General features: G+C 50.2%; 18 protein-coding genes. 7 read left to right on the forward strand and 11 right to left on the reverse strand.

The window, feature by feature from the left end; translation table 11 throughout:
- From PKX57_RS01600 to PKX57_RS01620, 5 genes are all read left to right on the forward strand, one after another.
- A partial coding sequence (locus PKX57_RS01600) for a lyase family protein (RefSeq protein ID WP_472415872.1) occupies positions 1–1,328 on the forward strand: 1,328 nt, incomplete at its 5' end.
- Positions 1,329–1,340: 12 nt separating this feature from the next.
- Entirely contained in the window at positions 1,341–2,156 is an 816-nt protein-coding gene (locus tag PKX57_RS01605) for a fumarate hydratase (RefSeq protein WP_470745077.1), read from the forward strand.
- Complete coding sequence (locus PKX57_RS01610) at positions 2,146–2,646, forward strand: FumA C-terminus/TtdB family hydratase beta subunit (protein WP_213922144.1); 501 nt, start codon at positions 2,146–2,148, stop codon at positions 2,644–2,646. The genes PKX57_RS01605 and PKX57_RS01610 overlap by 11 nt, the downstream gene beginning before the upstream one ends.
- Positions 2,646–3,881: an NAD(P)-dependent malic enzyme gene (locus PKX57_RS01615; RefSeq protein ID WP_470745087.1), complete on the forward strand. Its 1,236-nt coding sequence runs from the start codon at positions 2,646–2,648 to the stop codon at positions 3,879–3,881. Before PKX57_RS01610 ends, PKX57_RS01615 begins: the two co-directional genes overlap by 1 nt.
- Positions 3,882–4,094: 213 nt before the next feature.
- Positions 4,095–4,469, forward strand: a complete 375-nt coding sequence (locus PKX57_RS01620; protein ID WP_213922143.1) for an FMN-binding protein — start codon at positions 4,095–4,097, stop codon at positions 4,467–4,469.
- A 12-nt stretch (positions 4,470–4,481) separates the two neighbouring features.
- Here PKX57_RS01620 and PKX57_RS01625 read toward each other — a convergent pair whose 3' ends face one another.
- From PKX57_RS01625 to PKX57_RS01675, 11 genes are all read right to left on the reverse strand, one after another.
- Positions 4,482–4,958, reverse strand: coding sequence for a hypothetical protein (locus tag PKX57_RS01625; RefSeq protein ID WP_214047801.1), 477 nt, complete (start codon positions 4,956–4,958; stop codon positions 4,482–4,484).
- A 51-nt stretch (positions 4,959–5,009) separates the two neighbouring features.
- Positions 5,010–5,432: a type II 3-dehydroquinate dehydratase gene (gene aroQ, locus PKX57_RS01630; RefSeq protein ID WP_213921256.1), complete on the reverse strand. Its 423-nt coding sequence runs from the start codon at positions 5,430–5,432 to the stop codon at positions 5,010–5,012.
- The gene (locus tag PKX57_RS01635) at positions 5,429–6,916 is read right to left on the reverse strand and encodes a shikimate kinase (RefSeq protein ID WP_213921257.1); all 1,488 of its coding nucleotides are present in this window, start codon (positions 6,914–6,916) and stop codon (positions 5,429–5,431) included. Before PKX57_RS01635 ends, aroQ begins: the two co-directional genes overlap by 4 nt.
- The gene (gene aroC, locus PKX57_RS01640) at positions 6,864–7,988 is read right to left on the reverse strand and encodes a chorismate synthase (protein WP_213921258.1); all 1,125 of its coding nucleotides are present in this window, start codon (positions 7,986–7,988) and stop codon (positions 6,864–6,866) included. The genes PKX57_RS01635 and aroC overlap by 53 nt, the downstream gene beginning before the upstream one ends.
- Complete coding sequence (locus PKX57_RS01645) at positions 7,985–8,764, reverse strand: shikimate dehydrogenase (RefSeq protein WP_213921259.1); 780 nt, start codon at positions 8,762–8,764, stop codon at positions 7,985–7,987. Before PKX57_RS01645 ends, aroC begins: the two co-directional genes overlap by 4 nt.
- The gene (aroA, locus tag PKX57_RS01650; protein ID WP_213921260.1) at positions 8,761–10,023 is read right to left on the reverse strand and encodes a 3-phosphoshikimate 1-carboxyvinyltransferase; all 1,263 of its coding nucleotides are present in this window, start codon (positions 10,021–10,023) and stop codon (positions 8,761–8,763) included. The genes PKX57_RS01645 and aroA overlap by 4 nt, the downstream gene beginning before the upstream one ends.
- Positions 10,024–10,038: 15 nt before the next feature.
- The gene (gene aroF / locus PKX57_RS01655) at positions 10,039–11,055 is read right to left on the reverse strand and encodes a 3-deoxy-7-phosphoheptulonate synthase (protein ID WP_213921261.1); all 1,017 of its coding nucleotides are present in this window, start codon (positions 11,053–11,055) and stop codon (positions 10,039–10,041) included.
- A 302-nt stretch (positions 11,056–11,357) separates the two neighbouring features.
- Entirely contained in the window at positions 11,358–12,335 is a 978-nt protein-coding gene (locus PKX57_RS01660; protein ID WP_214047802.1) for an NAD(P)-dependent oxidoreductase, read from the reverse strand.
- A 188-nt stretch (positions 12,336–12,523) separates the two neighbouring features.
- On the reverse strand, positions 12,524–13,153 hold the full coding sequence (locus PKX57_RS01665; protein WP_213921263.1) for a tetratricopeptide repeat protein: 630 nt from the start codon (positions 13,151–13,153) through the stop codon (positions 12,524–12,526).
- Positions 13,154–13,282: 129 nt separating this feature from the next.
- Entirely contained in the window at positions 13,283–14,194 is a 912-nt protein-coding gene (locus PKX57_RS01670) for an HAD-IIB family hydrolase (RefSeq protein ID WP_213921264.1), read from the reverse strand.
- Between the two features lie 25 nt (positions 14,195–14,219).
- Positions 14,220–14,744 (reverse strand): cob(I)yrinic acid a,c-diamide adenosyltransferase, encoded by a 525-nt coding sequence (locus PKX57_RS01675; RefSeq protein ID WP_213921265.1) that lies wholly within the window; start codon positions 14,742–14,744, stop codon positions 14,220–14,222.
- Between the two features lie 289 nt (positions 14,745–15,033).
- Between PKX57_RS01675 and PKX57_RS01680 the strand changes: the two genes are divergently transcribed.
- The gene (locus tag PKX57_RS01680) at positions 15,034–15,273 is read left to right on the forward strand and encodes a sulfurtransferase TusA family protein (RefSeq protein ID WP_213921266.1); all 240 of its coding nucleotides are present in this window, start codon (positions 15,034–15,036) and stop codon (positions 15,271–15,273) included.
- Positions 15,274–15,292: 19 nt separating this feature from the next.
- The gene (gene tsuA, locus PKX57_RS01685; protein ID WP_214048558.1) at positions 15,293–16,282 is read left to right on the forward strand and encodes a thiosulfate transporter TsuA; all 990 of its coding nucleotides are present in this window, start codon (positions 15,293–15,295) and stop codon (positions 16,280–16,282) included.
- Positions 16,283–16,289 lie beyond the last annotated feature (7 nt).

Below are 16,289 nucleotides of genomic sequence, written 5' to 3' on the forward strand. Positions count from 1 at the left end.
TGCTTGCCAGGCAGGGAATAATCGATTCGAAGACCGCCTCGGCACTCAAGAAATCAATGAGTGAATTAGATTCGACTATGAAGATACCCGGAGAGTTCCCCGAAGGGGTCGAAGATCTCTTCTTCTACTACGAGAAGCAACTCGAACTCCTCCTGGGAGAAAAGGCCGGATCGCTTCACACAGCCAGAAGCAGAAACGATATGGATACGACGGTTTTCCGATTGTACGTGAGAAAGTTGACGATCTCGCTCATGAAGCAGATGCTGCTCCTGGCAGGAACCTTGATTGAGAAGATCAAGGCATCCAGAGAACAGTTGCTGGTCCTGTACACCCACGGCCAGCCCGCACAGGTATCGACGCTCGCCCATTACCTCTCGTCTTTCCTGATCGAATTTCTCGAAGGCCTCGACGGGTTGAACGCCTCCATGCGAGTGGTGAATCAGTGTCCTCTGGGAGCCGCGGCGATCACAACGACAGGCTTCAACATAGACAGGCAGCTGGTCTCGGATCTGCTCGGATTCGAAAGGCCGGTCCCGAACTCTTATCAGGCAATCGTTACCTCGCACTGGCTAACCTATCCGTCGATGTGGTTCAAGAGCATTCTCTACGATATAACTCGCCTCATGGCCGACATGGGGCATAAAGCCTCTTGCGAAGTCGGAATGTTCAGCTTTCCCGATGAACTCGTGCAGGTTTCCAGCATAATGCCTCAGAAACGAAACCCGGTTATAATCGAGCATATAAGAATCCAGTCCGGGATGGCCGCCGGCGACTTTCAGGGCCTGATTGACCTCTTCCACAACGTGCCATACCAGGATGTGAACGAAGTGGCCGATGCTCCGGTCACCGTCTTCACCAGAGGCTGCGAAACACTTTCGGGACTTCTGGAGCTGCTGGAAGAGACGCTTCTGAAAGTCTCCGTGGATGAGCGGAGGGTCGACGATATAGCGATCTCCACAGGTACTACAACAACGGAACTGGCCGACGAGCTCGTAAGGAGAGAAGCCATCTCTTTCAGGACGGCTCACGGCGTGACGAGCGCTTTCGTTAAATCGGGATACTCTTTCGAAGCCCTCCGCGGAAAGTTTTCTGAACTGGTGGGAAGAGCCCTTGATATGAGCGATTCCGAACTCAGAAATGTTCTCTCTCCCCGGCATTTCGTACAGGTACGTAACATCCCTGGAGGACCCTCTGTTTCCGCGATGGAAAGTGTTATAAATTTGATGGAAGAAAAAGTGAAAATAATCACAGACTCGCTGGACGGACTAGTCAAAAAAATCGTAGAGAGCGAAGAACATCTATCGGTAGAGTTCAACGGTCTGGGTTGACGGGGTGTAACTTTGATTCCGGCAGGAAAAATTATCGAAAGACTCGAAGAGGCTATTTCGAGGGCGAACACGGAGATGGATCCGGCGATCGTCGAGTTGCTCGACCACTACGAAGGACCCTTTTCGAGCGTGTTGAGGGAAAACGCCATCGCCGCAAAAGAAACGGGGCTCCCGATATGTCAGGATACAGGTTTTCTCGAGTTTTTCGTCTTTCAGGGCAACGAAGTCGCTCTGGAAGAACCGATCATCGAAACACTGAATTCGGCAGTCAAAAAGGTTTACAACGACAAACCCTACAGATACTCCATAGTGTCCGATCCCCTTAAGAGGGTAAATACCAGAGACAACACGCCGGTCGTATGCCACCTGTTTCCGGTGAGGGGAGACAGGCTAGAAATCCGCTTTCTCGTTAAGGGAGGGGGAAGCGAGAATCTCTCCCGGCTTTTCATGTTGAATCCCACCGCAACCGTGGACGATCTGGTCCGGACCGTCGTCGAATCGCTCAAGGAGAGTGCGGCCAGAGGTTGTCCACCGTTGAAAGTGGGTATAGGGATCGGCGGGAGTTCGGACAAGGCGATGGTGCTTGCCAAACTCGCTCTCACCAGATCTTTCGACGAGAGACATCATGATAAGGATTACGCGGCCCTGGAAGAAAGAATACTGGGAGAAATCAACGATCTGAAGATTGGCTATCAGGGTCTGGGAACGGGTATAACCGCTTACTCGGTGCACATAGAGACTTATCCCTCGCACATCGCCATAATGCCGGTGGGACTCGCAACGGACTGCTATATCGCAAGAAAGGGGAGAGTAATCCTTGAAGATTGAAGAATTGCGTGCCGGCGACGAACTCCTTTATTCCGGCGAATTACTTCTAATGAGAGACGCCGCTCAGAAACGTCTGAAGATGCTGCTTGAGGAAGGCGAAGAACTACCGGTTTCTCTTGACGGGGCTATAATCTTCTACGCGGGGCCGGCCAAACCGACTAAGGATTCTTTCGGGGCTATTGGACCCACGACTTCGAACAGGATGGATGCATTTCTCGAAATGCTTTATTTGAAAGGCGTTCTGGCAACGGTGGGAAAAGGAAAGAGGGGCCAGCAGGCCGTTTCGCTCTGCAAAGAGTACGGAAGAGCTTACTTCCTGGCTCCCAGCGGCGCCGCCGCCGCTCTGGCCGGGAGAATCTCCAGCATGACGGTTGTGGCTTTCGACGATCTCGGTACGGAAGCTATATTCAGGGTCAGGGTGAAGGACTTTCCGCTCTACGTCGCTATCGATTACCTTGGAAACGATGTTTTCATTAAGAATAGAGGGTGATTGTTTTGAACGAAGAGGCACTGAAACTACACAAAGAATTACGTGGCAAGCTCGAGGTGAAAAGCAGAGTCAGGGTTGATAGCATGAAGGCCATGTCGCTGGCTTACACTCCCGGCGTCGCCGACGTTTGCCGTGTTATCAACGAAAACAATGAGCTGGTCTATGACTACACCAACAAATGGAACTACGTTGCGGTCGTATCGGATGGAACGGCAGTTCTCGGCCTTGGAGATATCGGTCCCGAAGCTGGAATGCCCGTTATGGAAGGCAAAGCCTTGCTCTTCAAGGAGTTCGGTAATGTTGATGCCTTCCCTCTCTGCATAAACGTTCATGAGCCCGATGAAATAATCGCATTCGTTCAGGCCCTCTCTCCAACGTTCGGTGGGGTGAATCTGGAAGACATATCCTCTCCGAAGTGTTTTTATATCGAACAAGAGCTTCAGCGAAGACTCGATATACCGATCTTCCACGACGATCAACATGGAGCGGCTATCGTGGCAACTGCCGCGTTGAGGAACGCTTTGAAAATAGTGGGTAAAAAGATGGAAAATCTGAAGGTCGCGACGGTCGGCATCGGGGCGGCCGGTGGAGCGACGATCAAGATGTTGTTTGCGGCCGGCGTTAGAAACATTGTCGCGGTCGATAGGAACGGTATTCTCAATAAAAACGACCCAAAAACCCTGCTAAACGAGTTTCACCGCGAGATAGTCGAAGAGATCAATCCCGACAACCTTTCCGGTGATCTTGCGAAGGCCGTAAAGGGCGCCGATGTTTTCATCGGCACCTCGGTCGGTGGGATAATCTCTGCCGAAATGATTAAATCCATGGCGCCCGGAGCGATCGTTTTCGCCCTGGCCAATCCCGTACCTGAGATCATGCCCGATCTGGCCAAAGAGGCAGGGGCAAAGATCGTTGCCACTGGCAGATCGGATTTTCCCAACCAGATCAACAACGTCCTGGCCTTCCCCGGTATATTCAGGGGTGCGCTCGATGTGAGATCAAGAGAAATCAACGAATCCATGAAGCTCGCGGCGACCGACGCCCTCGCCGATGCCGTAGGCGACGACAGGCTGTCTGTCGACTACATACTCCCGAAGGCTTTCGAGCCGGGAATAGCGCGCAGAGTAGCGCTCGCCGTTGCAAAAGCCTCCCTGGAGTCTGGCTCGGCAAAGTTGAAGATCTCGCCCGATGATGTCGAAGCGATAGTAGACACAGGATTCAAAAAAGTGGGTTGAATATGATATCAAAAAAGAGGCTGCTCGCATGGCGGCCTCTTTTTTGAGACCACAGATTCTGGCTGGCTCTATATAAAGTATAGAACACCAGCGGGTCGTAAATAATTCCGATAAATTTAATCATAATCTTTCATACGAGTAATTTGTCGTGATTCTAAATAAGTGATAATTCAATTGAGAAGATTTGCAATTTGCCAGCCTGGAGGAGATGCGATGAGATACTGGATCAACGTTTCGATTTTTATAGCCGTTTCCGTGACTTTGATGGCACTGGTGAGCGACTGGCACAGGAATAGACCTGTTGAAGTCCCCAAACCGGTCGAGGCAAGACCCTTTGGGGAGTTGCAAGACGGCATTTACACAGGAACAGAAGGATACGCAGTTGTGCAGGTCGAGATCAAAAACGGTACGATACTCTCCGCGAAGGTTCTCCAGAATAAACCAGGAAGCTATTCTAAAAGTGCTGAAACCGTTGTCAACAGAGTTATAGAGGCTCAAAGCCTCGAGGTGGATATGATCACCGGCGCCACGGCTACGAGCAGGGTAATTGTCGATGCCATAAGAAACGCGTTTGATACTGTCGAGTGACCGCCACCCACATCATTCAGGCAATTGAGATGCCGGTTCATAAATACTGAGTATCGGATTGTTCCACTCTCCGGTTATTCTCCATTTTCGGTTCACTTTCGAGAGAGAGAAAGACGTTTGGGCTGACACAGAGTAATCTCTATCGTCGCACCGGAAAGTGAGCGTGAAGCTAGCATAAATAACGGCCTGACCCGATGAAGGCTTTTCAACGCTTTCGACGTCCAGAGAGTAGCTCGAGATCTCTCGTGCTGCCAGGAATTGGTCGTAATAGTACCTGAGATCAATCTTTGTAACGGACCTTCCGGCAGGATTGGCCGTCGTCGAGAGCTCCACGGTTTCAGCGTAAAGCTCCAGAATTCTGTCGACATTTCCCCTCAGCACTTCTTTTTCGAGTGATTTCAAAATCGATTCCGGTCTACCCGCCACATTAAGACATCCGGAAATAGCAAATACCAGCAACGGCAACACAAACAAGAGAGTCTTTTTCAAGACCACACCCCCGAGACTTACGAATCTAATCAATAATACCAGATTTGGCCCTCATCTTTGGCCGGCGATAAACTCTATGGCTAGAAGATACCCTGTAAAGCCCAGCCCGGCGATCGTACCGGTACAAACAGGCGATACAACGCTTCTGTTCCTGAAGGCCTCTCTGGCGTGTATGTTTGAGATGTGTACTTCTATCTTCGGACCGGTGAATATCTCCAGCGCGTCTCTCAATGCGTAGCTGTAATGTGTCAGCGCTCCCGGATTTATGACGAGTGCATCGAAATCCAGTCCATGGATCCTGTCTATCAATTCGCCTTCGTGGTTAGATTGAAAGAACTCACATTCCACTTCTAGATCTAGGGCTCTGGCCTTGATAATGTCTATCAAATCTTCATAAGAGAGACCACCGTAAATGTCGCTCTTCCTTTTTCCGAGCATGTTGAGGTTCGGACCGTTCATGACGAGTATCTTCATACCACCACCGCCAGAAGTTCGTCGAACTTAACCTTCAAAAGTTCATACTTCCCGGGCGATCTCAGGAGCGGTATCTCTATTTCGGCCTCGTCGCAGGCCGTCCCCTTCTTGTCGTTTCTCAACAGGCGTAAGGCTTCCTCAATGGGAAGAGGTGGCAGATCGAGACCGAATATTTCCGAAAGCGTGTCGCATACTTCGTTGTACACAGATTCCTCGACGAGTCCGAGGTTCATGAAATAATACATCTCTCGTTCCAGTCCCCAGGCAACGGCCCTTCCGTGAGACACACCGACTATCGGCTCGTAAAGATGGCCGAGAGTGTGTCCCAGGTTGAGTATTTTTCTGACTCCCTTTTCGTGGACATCTGAAGCCACTATCCTGTCCTTCAGAATTACGGCCTCTTCCATCATCTTGTTCAGGGTAGCGAGATTTCTGCCCTTCAACTTCCCGCATAGAGATCTGAATTGATCGTACCACTGTCCGGTTATCAGGAAGATCTTGAAGGCCTCCACTAGACCCTCCTCAAACCTTCCCGGATCCATCGAAAGCGTTGTCACCGGATCGAGAACCGTTTCGGTTGGAAAATAGAAGTTGCCTATCATATTCTTTCCACCCCGAAAGTTCAATCCGTTCTTTCCGCCTATGGAAGCATCAACCTGAGAGAGAAGAGTCGTGGGAAAGAGAGTCAGGGGAACTCCCCTCTTGAAGGTGGAAGCGGCGAATCCAACCAGATCAGTCACAGTACCTCCCCCGGCGGCCGCAAGAACGTCGCTTCTCGAGAGTCCCCGTTCCATAAGAAAGTCGTAGATCTCGAAAAGCGTGTGAAAACCCTTCGCCTCTTCTCCGTCTTCTATTGGAAAGGCCGATGAGGGAATCCACTCGGAAAAGACCTTGAGTACCCTGTGTGAGACAACTGCGTTCTGCATTCCTCCGATTGCTTTGAACCCCCCGTTGGCAAGGGTCACCGGATGGGTTCCGTTGATTATTCTCTTCTTATCTCCCGGAAATAGCCTCATGCAGATCGATGCAACCGTCTCCCACTTGGAGTAATTCGAAGCTTCTATCGAGGGAAATTGCTCGTACAGTTCTCTCCTCTCTTCCCATATCCTGAAAATCGCTTCCTTTCCTCCCTTCAAGAGAGGCCTGTTAAGTGTGTCAACACGTTTGAAGAGATCGGCCGGTGGTAGTTTCAGGTATAAGGTATTCTCTTCTTTGAGCGTTCTTCGATTCCCCGAATCGAGTACGATACCGCCGCCTGTGGAGACCACTATGCCGTCTTTTCTTACCAGCTCTTTGAGAAGGTTACTTTCTAGTTTCCTGAAAACTTCCTCTCCCTCGCTCTCGAAGATCTTTTCGACAGTCTTTCCGCTCCTGGCTTCTATTTCGCTGTCCATATCCACAAATTCGAGATCGAGAACCGAAGAGAGGATCTTACCGATGGTGCTTTTCCCCGAGCCCATCATTCCAACAAGGAAGACTCTCATTCTCCAACCTCCCTTTCAATAAATCGAAGTTATCGTTTCCGTATTTCTCGAGGATCGACTCGAGAAGCAAAAGGCCGAGCATACTCTCTCCGACGACCGAAGCGGCGGGGACTGCGGTCACGTCGGAACGGACGTACGGAGTTTTCTCAACGTTCATGTTCTTCAGATTGACCGAGTCTATACCGTTTCCAAGCGTAGGAATCGGCTTCACGCTTGCAACTACGACCACTGGCTGGCCGTTGGATATCCCCCCTTCTACCCCGCCGGCATTGTTCGAACGCCTCGCGACTCTCCCATCGCTGACGGTGAAAGGATCGTGGTACTGGCTTCCTGGAAGACTGACATCGGAATTGCCCACAAACACTCCCTTCACCGAGGGGATGGCCATGAAGTACCGTCCGATCTTCGAATCCAGCCTCTCGAAAAGTTCGCCGTATCCACCTATTCCAGGTGGAAGACCGAACGCGCTGACAGCGAAGATTCCTCCCAGAGTGTCACCTCTATCGATCGCCTTTTCTATTTCGGCCACCATCTCACAACTCGCCAGCGGATCGTGGCAGTAGACCGGTGAAGCATCACGCGCCACAACGCAAACACTTTCCGGTATCGAGCAATGAACCTTTCCTATTGCGACGACCGAACCGACGATCTCGATTCCGAGTTTCAACAGCATCTGGGATGCGATCGATCCGATAGAGACCAGCGCAGCCGTCCACCTTGCGCTGCTGCGTTCGGCATAAACCGTCAAATCGTCGAGCCTGTATTTAGTCCATGCGGCATAATCGGCGTGGCCGGGCCGGGGAAGACTTCTCATCTCCATCTCGCTTCTGGGAGCGAGGTTCGCTATCTCGATCAAAACCGGTGCCCCGGTCGTCAGGCCCTTCCAGAGTCCGGACTTCACGATGGCCCTGTCGTGTTCCAGCCCCATTCTCTTTCCCCTTCCGTAGCCGCGCTGTCTCCTCTGGAGGTTCTTGTCTATCTCATCGATCGATACCGGGAAACCGGCTGGCAACCCTTCAACGAGTCCGTACATCGCCGGACCGTGCGAATCTCCACCTACGCTGAACCTCATCCGGTCACCACCTCGAAGGCTCTTTCGAAAACCTTTTCATCGAAGAGTCTCCAGATCTTCAAATTTTCGCAGGCCTGGAAGAAGAGCATAGCCTTTCCGTCAATTACGTTCTCGACTCCGCACTCTCTGGCGACCTTCTGGAGAGGCGTTTCGCTGTAGATCAGATCGTAAACCAGAGAAATTCCCTGTAAATCCTCTCTTCTAAGGTCAAGACGTTCTCCCTTCATTCCGATCGACGTCGCGTTTACGATGCTCTTGCTCTCTCTCACTATAGGCCGAAGAGAATCTATAGAAAAGGTTTTGACCTCGAAATTGCCGTCGTTGAAATCCTCCGCGACCCTTTCCGCCCTGGCCGGACTCCTGTTGAGTATGTTTACACGGTGGACTCCAGATCTCTTGAGGGCGTAAACCACGGCTCTGGAAGCTCCTCCGGCGCCTAGAATCGTTACGGGTTCTTCTATTTCTATATTCCTGAGTGAATGACTGAAGCCTATCCAGTCGGTGTTGTGGCCCGCTCCCTCGAAAATGCAGTTCACGGCACGCAAAGATCTCTCTATCATACTATCGACATGAGCAACGACCGCTTCCTTGAAGGGTATAGTCACGTTGAGACCGTCGTATTCCTTGAGCAAACCGTCAATAACCGATGGGAACTCTCCAGTCTGTATATCCAGGGCTTCGTAAGTAGCATCAATTCTCTTCATTTCGAAGAAACGGGTGTAGATCATTGGCGAGAGGCTGTGTGAGACAGGATGGCCTATTATGCAGAACCTCATCGACACACCTCCGCGATGTCCTGGAAGAATCGCGGATAGGAGATCCTTACCGAATCGGAGCCGGCGATTTCGATCCCTTCCTCGCTGAGGATACCTGCAACTGTGAAGAGCATGGCTATCCTGTGGTCACCGGCCGAATCAACGCTTCCTCCGACAATTCTCTGAGGCCCTTCAACTGAAAAGCCGTCTTCGAACTCCTCAATTCCGATCCCGAGCTTTCCAAAGTTCTCGATGGTCGATGCAATTCTGTCCGACTCTTTTTTCCTGAGTTCTCCCGCTCCCCTGATAACCGTCGATCCGTGTGCGTTTACCCCGGCGAGCGCCAGAAGGGGAATCTCGTCTATCATCGAAGGAACCAGCCCGGCATCGATCTCCAACCCCGTCAATCTGGAAGATTTCGCCACTATTGTACCGCAGGGTTCGGGCGAGGTTTCCTCGACCATCCATTCGATCTCGGCGCCCATCTTCTTCAACGTTCTCAACAAGCCTGTGCGTCTTTCGTTGAGTCCCACGTTTCTGATGGTAATTGAGGCGTCGGGATGGAGAATTGCGAGTACCACGAAGAAAGAGGCCGATGAGACGTCTCCCGGTATCTGGAAAAACACGGGATTCAATTCGCCACGTTCTATGGAAACGGCTCTTCCGTCGATCTTCATCTTTGCTCCCATCGAGACAAGCATTCTCTCTGTATGGTCTCTGCTTGGAGCGGGTTCGATCACCGTGGTTATGCCTTCAGCCTTCATGCCAGCCAGCAGTATCGCGCTCTTCACCTGGGCGCTGGCCACCTGGAGATCGTGGACGCAACCGCGAAGATCCCCGCCTTTTATCGACAGTGGTAACAGGCTGTCGTCGTTCCTTGCGAAAATTGAGGCACCCATCTTTTTAAGAGGCTCTATCACTCTTTTCATAGGCCGTCTGGATAGAGATTCGTCGCCAAAGAGGATATGAAGGCCCGTAGTTCCGGCGAGAAGCCCGGAAATCATTCTCGCTGTCGTTCCGGAATTACCGCAATCAAGAGGTCGAACGGCCTCTCTCCAACGCGCCGGGAGTATCTCCATGCGCTCGAAATCACCGGAGAACCTCGCTCCAATCTCTTTCATAACTTGAAAAGTGCTCAAGGTATCCCCGCTCTCCAGAAGGTTATGGACGACGCTTCGTTCTCCTGCCATTGATGAGAGAATCAGAGCCCTGTGGGATATCGATTTGTCGGGTGGAACCTTTATTTCTGCCCTTATTTTTTTCGCCGGTAGTATCTTCATCTCTTTCCTCCACCATCAGGTCAGTACGAGCTCTCTGGCACTCACGAGGCTCTTCAATTCGCGCATCAGCTTTTCGAATTCTCTGAAATTCAGACTCTGTTTGCTGTCTGACAGAGCGCTCTCCGGTCTGGGATGAACTTCAACCTCTATACCGTCGGCTCCGACGGCCAGAATGGCCCTAGACAGGGGAATGATCAGATCTCTTCGCCCGCTGGCATGGCTCGGGTCGGCAATTATTGGCAGTGGCGATTGCATTTTTATAAGTGGAATCGCCGAGATATCCAGAGTGTTCCTTGTAGATGTTTCGAAGGTTCTTATACCCCTCTCGCATAGGATTATCGACATGTTGCCGCCGTAGGCAATGTATTCGGCCGAAAGAAGAAGCTCTTCTACGGTGTTCATGAACCCCCTCTTCAAAAGCACCGGTTTTCCGCAACTGGCTACCCTCTGAATAAGCTGGAAGTTCTGGGCGTTACGCGCACCTATCTGAAGGATATCGCTCAGCGATGAAACCGCTTCCAGCGTTGTTTCTCCTATCACCTCAGTTACCGTCTTCATTCCATATCTATCGGCCGCCTCTCTAAGAAGCTCGAGTCCCTTTCTGCCAAGTCCCTGAAAAGAATAGGGAGATGTCCTTGGCTTGAAGGCTCCTCCCCTGATAATTCTCACACCCATTTCGGAGAGGAAGGCCGCGCTCTCTTCGATCATCGACCGATCCTCAACCGCGCAAGGACCGGCCATAACAACGAACTTCCCATTTCCTATCGATACATCTCCGACCTCGACATTGAGATCCTCGCCATGGAACTCCCTGGATACTAACTTGAAAGGCTTCAGTACCCGCACCACCTGCTCCACGCATTCTAGCGCTTCAAAACGTTCAACCGAGGTGTACCGGTCGTCCCCGATGATACCTATCACTATCTTCTCCGCTCCTTTTGAGATGTGGCAATTGAGACCCAGACTAGAGGACAACACCTCAACCTTTTTGATCTCTTCCTCACCGCTCCCGTTCCTTAAAATCACTACCATACTTCACCCCGCATTCTAAAAATGAAAGAGGGTCTCCGGATTGGAGACCCTCTCAATCTTTATCCGGAGTAAATGCGAAAGCATCTACCCGGAGAGCTGGCTCACGAGCAGATGCTCATAATATAATAATAGCTGTTTGCATTTATCCAGGAAAAATCGAATATAGACATATACGCACTCCTCATTGAATTAAGTAGATTCTACACTTTTCCTACGGCACGAGTCAAATTTTCCGGCCGATGGATTGTTATCTCTACGAAACGATTGTATTTTGTATTTTACCGCAGTATGCATCCAAGAGATCAATACGCCTTCTCGAGGTCCACGACGTCGATCGGATTACCCGTGAGAAGGTAATGACCGATGCTCTCCACTGTTTCATCCACCATGGCCTGCATGCTCTCTGTGGTCCAGCTCCCGACGTGGGGAGAGATAACGACGTTCGGCAACATGTGAATCGGATATCTTGATGGGAGTGTAACCGGTCTATCGATAGAAGGATAATCATACCAGACATCTATGGCGGCCCCGGCAAGCTTGCCACTCATTAGAGATTCGGCCAGGGCTCTTTCCTCCACCACTTTTCCCCTGCTTATGTTTATTAGATAGGCGCTGCCCATGGCGTCTAGAACTTCCTGATTCACGATTGCGAAGGTTTCGGAGGTCAAAGGCAGAGCCACGAAAACCAGTTCGGCGCCCGTCACGGCTTGTATGATATCGTTCGTGAGAAAGTCTATGCCTGGATAGTCACCCGTCGGCTCTTTTTTAAAACCATTTATTCTGCAGCGGAAAGCTTTGAGGAAAGTGGCAATTTTCTGGCCTATTTGACCGAGACCTAAAATTGCACATTTTCTGCCTATCATTGAAAACCATGTTAATTCTTTACTTGAGGGTCTTCCCAGCCAAACGCCTCTTTCCAGGTTTTTATGGAGCTCTACCACTCTACCCGTAACGGCCATCGCCAGTGCAATGGCCCTTTCTGCAACCACTTCGGCGTTTCCGTGGTTGTTAGCCAGAATTATGGAACGCTTCTTGAGCTCGGTCAGAGGCAGGCCATCAACACCCGTCCAGGGAACGAAAACGGCCTTCAGTTTGACGGCTTTTGCCAGTTCCTCTTTGCCGAGCGAACCTTTAACCAGTACATCTGCCTCGGGTAGCAGTTCCTTCGGATCCTTGTGATCCAAATATGAGACGAAACTGTGTCCGGGGAAGGCCTTCCTTAGTTGATCTAGTTTTCCATCCCAGTATTTGTCAAATTTATTCAAAAATAGTACCAGCATTCAATTTACCTCCTTGAAGAATTATCTGAAGGATTCACAACAAGTAAATACCTTCTCGACTAGCTGGAAGAGGTCCCGGTGATTCGACCGGTATCGGTCAATTACTTCTCGCACTCTCTCAGGTCTTCCCAGCGAATCGGAAAAAATCTTCTCAAAGCCTTCTCGAAGTCCGTTCTGATCCACTTCGATCATTTCCTCAGTAATTCTCTCGCTTCTTTCGCCTGAGGCGTGTCCGGCGCGTTCTTCAATATCCATCTCCATTGCTCGTAAGCTTTATCGTTGTCTCCTTTTTTCACGAAGGCCTCTCCCAGCTTTAAACGGCTGTTCAGCAAAATATCATCAACCACCGTGTCCTGTGAATACAACTGGATGATTTTTTGAAAATCGGCAATCGAGGTATCGAGTTTTCCGAATATTCCGGGAATGTTTATGTACGCGTTAGCCCGTATAACCAGGACCATGATATTATCGCCGTGATACTTGACCGCTCTGTCGAGGTACTCGAACCCTTTGCCGAGATTGGAGAGCTTCCCGAAGGGGTTCCAGTCGTCCCTGGCCCTCAACAGGTGAGAAGATCCAAGATAAGCAGTTGCCAGACCTTCTTCGTCGTCTTTCACCAGCTTTTCGAGAAGTTTTATGGCCTTCAAAACGTGATCTTTGTCTCCCAGCACCCCGGCGTTGTGGTAGGCTATTCCAAGCTCAAGTGAAAGACTCTTGTCTTCGGGATTCCTGGCTACCAGATTCTCGAGGATTTCAATCTCCGTGGCGACACATAAACACGAAAAAAACACTGTTAGAATCAGTACCGTCACTCTCATTTAACGACCTCCAGATAAATTCTATCACGCGACAGGCGAAGGATTCGGTCTTCGAACAACTGTGAGACTCGATCGAATCTTCACCAGGTTACTAATGTTCGCGCTACAAGAATCCATGACCGGTAGGCTCTAAAGATCTGCGAAGAAAACGGCTATTGCCCTGGCCACACCATCCTCGGAATTTGAAGAAGTTACATACTTACTTTCTTCCTTCACGACATCCATGGCGTTGGCCACAGCCACTGGCATTCCCACTCTCCTCATCAGCGGTATATCTGCCAGATGATCGCCTATGAAGATCACCTCAGATGGGGAAACACTATGGTACTCGACGAAACTGTCAAGAGCCTTTCCTTTAGAAATTCCCGGACCGAAAAGCGAGAGGAGCCCCCAACTTTCGCAATCTTTCTTCACCTTCTCCAACAGAGTCTCGTCTTCGATCGAGTTCCAGTAATACTCCATAAAAGCCGTGTCGTCGTTAGTCTTGATAAGCGAATGGCTGAAACCTCCAGGATACTTGATGGATAACTCCTTCAAGATCGACGATAGGATCTCGTGAGGACCCGTAACGTCGATCTGGAGCAGCTCTCTAGCTTCGGCTGCGACATGGAGGTCCTCGATGTATTCAATCCTGTGCGAATAAGCCTTTAAGAAGGGCAAATAGGGATTCATTCTCAGCTCAGCTACTCTGAACCAGTCTGGTGGTTTTATACTCGCCTCTCTCAGAACGATATCGCAACCCCTCACATTTGCCATGTTGATCACTGTGTGCGCCAGATCGGGAAAGACCGTGGTGCGGCCAATAATTTCGCCCTTTCCTGTGATCACTAGCGCTCCGTTTTGAAGAGCGTGCGGGCCTTCTGCGGATATCAAATCGAGGTATCCGCGGGCCATCTCAAAGTCCCTTCCGGTAAAGACACCGACCGGTATTCCCTTGAGTCTGAGACTGTTCAAAGCTTCGAGATTCCCACTTGAGATTTCTTTGTTATCGTTCAGAAGCGTTCCATCCAGATCAAGGATCAGTGCGACGTACCTATTCATTTTTTATCCTCCGTTAGACTCCTTGTCAGAATTCGATTCCCTTTCTCGCCTGAACCCCTCTGGCGTAGTAATGCTTTATCTCTACCATTTCCGTTACCAGATCGGCCCTATCTATGATTTCCTGTGGAGCTTTTCTTCCAGTCAGCACCAGTTCGGTGCCCTCACTTCGCATGTTCATGAGATTTAGAATCTCCGAAGATGAGATCAATCCGAAAAAATGCGCGATGAAGATCTCGTCGAGAATTACCAGGTCGTAAGATCCTCCTGACAGAATATCTTCTGATCTAACGAGACCTTCTCGTGCAAGGCGGAAGTCCTCGGGAGAGGGGGTCTTGTCTATGAAGCAACCGCGCCCAAACTGCTCCAGAACAACGTTCGACATCAATTGAGCGATCTTCATCTCTCCATATTCCATACCCTTTATGAACTGACCTATAAAAACGTGCATACCGCTGGCGGCGGCCCTGAGGGCCATGCCGAAGGCCGCTGTTGTCTTGCCCTTCCCGTTTCCTGTATAGACGTGTACGAATCCCGATTTTACGAATTCCATGCCGACCTCCATAGATTTTATATCGGAAATGCTCAGTGCGATTCTAGCATCCTGCCAAGAAAATGACCCGACCAGGGGAGAAAGATTTCGTTCAAACTCATTACCTCCGAAACTGCACCTTAATTTACCAAGCTGTCATAAACGGTCAAATATTGGGTAACTGTGGGAGGTTATCATTCTGTTGTACCGACCTTGAATTCCGTTCAATTTTCAATTGCCAGGTTGCCCATGAGATTTTATTTTTAATATCATAATGTGAATTATTTCACACCAAACTGGAGGTATGAATATGGCGAAGTATGCTGTAACAAAGTCAATCGATGTAAGAGGAGAAGTCTGTCCCGTACCGGATGTTGAAACGAAAAGAGCTCTCAAGAAGATGAAAGCCGGAGAGATTCTAGAAGTCTGGATCGATTACGCGATGTCGAAAGAGAGAATACCCGAAGCCGTTAAGAATCTCGGTCATGAGATTCTCGAAATCGAAGAAACAGGCACCAGCGAGTGGAAGATCTACATAAAAGTCAAGTGATAGACGGGAGTGAATGACTATGGCTTGGACGGGTCTCTTAGTAGGTGTAGTATTCGGTATCATTCTTCAACGTGGAAGAGTTTGTTTTAACTCGGCTTTCAGAGATATTTTGCTGTTTAAGGACAATTACCTGTGGAAACTGGGATTTCTCGCGGTAGGACTTCAGGCTATTACAGTTCTCTTCGTTGCCCAGATGGGCTGGATAAGGATAGCTCCCCCGACTTTGAACTTTTTTGGTAATATAGTGGGAGCTTATGTTTTCGGTCTTGGTATGGTTCTTGCCGGTGGATGCGCGTCTGGAGTCACGTACAGGGCCGGAGAGGGAATGACCACCGCGATGTTCGGAGCCGTTTTCTACGGTCTAGGCGCACTCGCGATGAGGGGTGGAGTTTTCTCAGGTATAAGGACATGGGCGGCCGGGTTCAACATTACCGTTGCTGGAAACTCCCCGGTTTACTTCGATAAGGTCGGCCCGACACTGGCAACGATATTCAACATTAACCCATGGATACCTGCAGCTATCGTTGCGGCTTTGTTGCTCTGGTACACTCTGGGTACGAAGACCACGGATAGACCGACGAAGTTCAACTGGAAAATGGCCGCGATAGCGCTCGCCATACTTTCGCCTATCGCATGGATAACGAGCGAAGCGGCTGGCAGGAACTATGGTTTCGGGATAACGGGCGGCTGGATATCTATCTTCGATACCTTCATATCCAACCAGCCTCTGAGATGGGATGGCTATGAAATAATCGGTATAATACTCGGTGCCTTGATCGCGTCTCTTCTGGCCAAAGAGTTCAAACTGAGGATGCCGAAAAACCCAAAAACGTATCTTCAGGTCATGGTTGGAGGTATAATGATGGGGGCCGGTGCCAATCTGGCCGGTGGCTGTAACATCGGGCACTTCCTGGCCGGTCTCCCAACACTTGCGATTTCATCCATAGTTGCCAGCATCTTCCTGATTCTCGGTAACTGGACGATGGCGTACATATTGTACAGAAAGTGAGGCGGAA

It is taken from the genome of Mesotoga sp. (assembly GCF_035363035.1).
Taxonomy (GTDB): Bacteria; Thermotogota; Thermotogae; order Petrotogales; family Kosmotogaceae; genus Mesotoga.

Excerpts from the sequence above, each read along its gene's own strand:
- PKX57_RS01620 (WP_213922143.1), top strand. The coding sequence starts at position 4,095 with ATGAGATACTGGATCAACGTTTCGATTTTTATAGCCGTTTCCGTGACT.
- aroQ (WP_213921256.1), bottom strand. The coding sequence starts at position 5,432 with ATGAAGATACTCGTCATGAACGGTCCGAACCTCAACATGCTCGGAAAA.
- PKX57_RS01635 (WP_213921257.1), bottom strand. The coding sequence starts at position 6,916 with ATGAGAGTCTTCCTTGTTGGAATGATGGGCTCGGGGAAAAGCACCATC.
- aroC (WP_213921258.1), bottom strand. The coding sequence starts at position 7,988 with ATGAGGTTCAGCGTAGGTGGAGATTCGCACGGTCCGGCGATGTACGGA.
- PKX57_RS01645 (WP_213921259.1), bottom strand. The coding sequence starts at position 8,764 with ATGAGGTTCTGCATAATAGGCCATCCTGTCTCACACAGCCTCTCGCCA.
- aroA (WP_213921260.1), bottom strand. The coding sequence starts at position 10,023 with ATGAAGATACTACCGGCGAAAAAAATAAGGGCAGAAATAAAGGTTCCA.
- aroF (WP_213921261.1), bottom strand. The coding sequence starts at position 11,055 with ATGGTAGTGATTTTAAGGAACGGGAGCGGTGAGGAAGAGATCAAAAAG.
- PKX57_RS01660 (WP_214047802.1), bottom strand. The coding sequence starts at position 12,335 with ATGCTGGTACTATTTTTGAATAAATTTGACAAATACTGGGATGGAAAA.
- PKX57_RS01665 (WP_213921263.1), bottom strand. The coding sequence starts at position 13,153 with ATGAGAGTGACGGTACTGATTCTAACAGTGTTTTTTTCGTGTTTATGT.
- PKX57_RS01670 (WP_213921264.1), bottom strand. The coding sequence starts at position 14,194 with ATGAATAGGTACGTCGCACTGATCCTTGATCTGGATGGAACGCTTCTG.
- PKX57_RS01675 (WP_213921265.1), bottom strand. The coding sequence starts at position 14,744 with ATGGAATTCGTAAAATCGGGATTCGTACACGTCTATACAGGAAACGGG.
- PKX57_RS01680 (WP_213921266.1), top strand. The coding sequence starts at position 15,034 with ATGGCGAAGTATGCTGTAACAAAGTCAATCGATGTAAGAGGAGAAGTC.
- tsuA (WP_214048558.1), top strand. The coding sequence starts at position 15,293 with ATGGCTTGGACGGGTCTCTTAGTAGGTGTAGTATTCGGTATCATTCTT.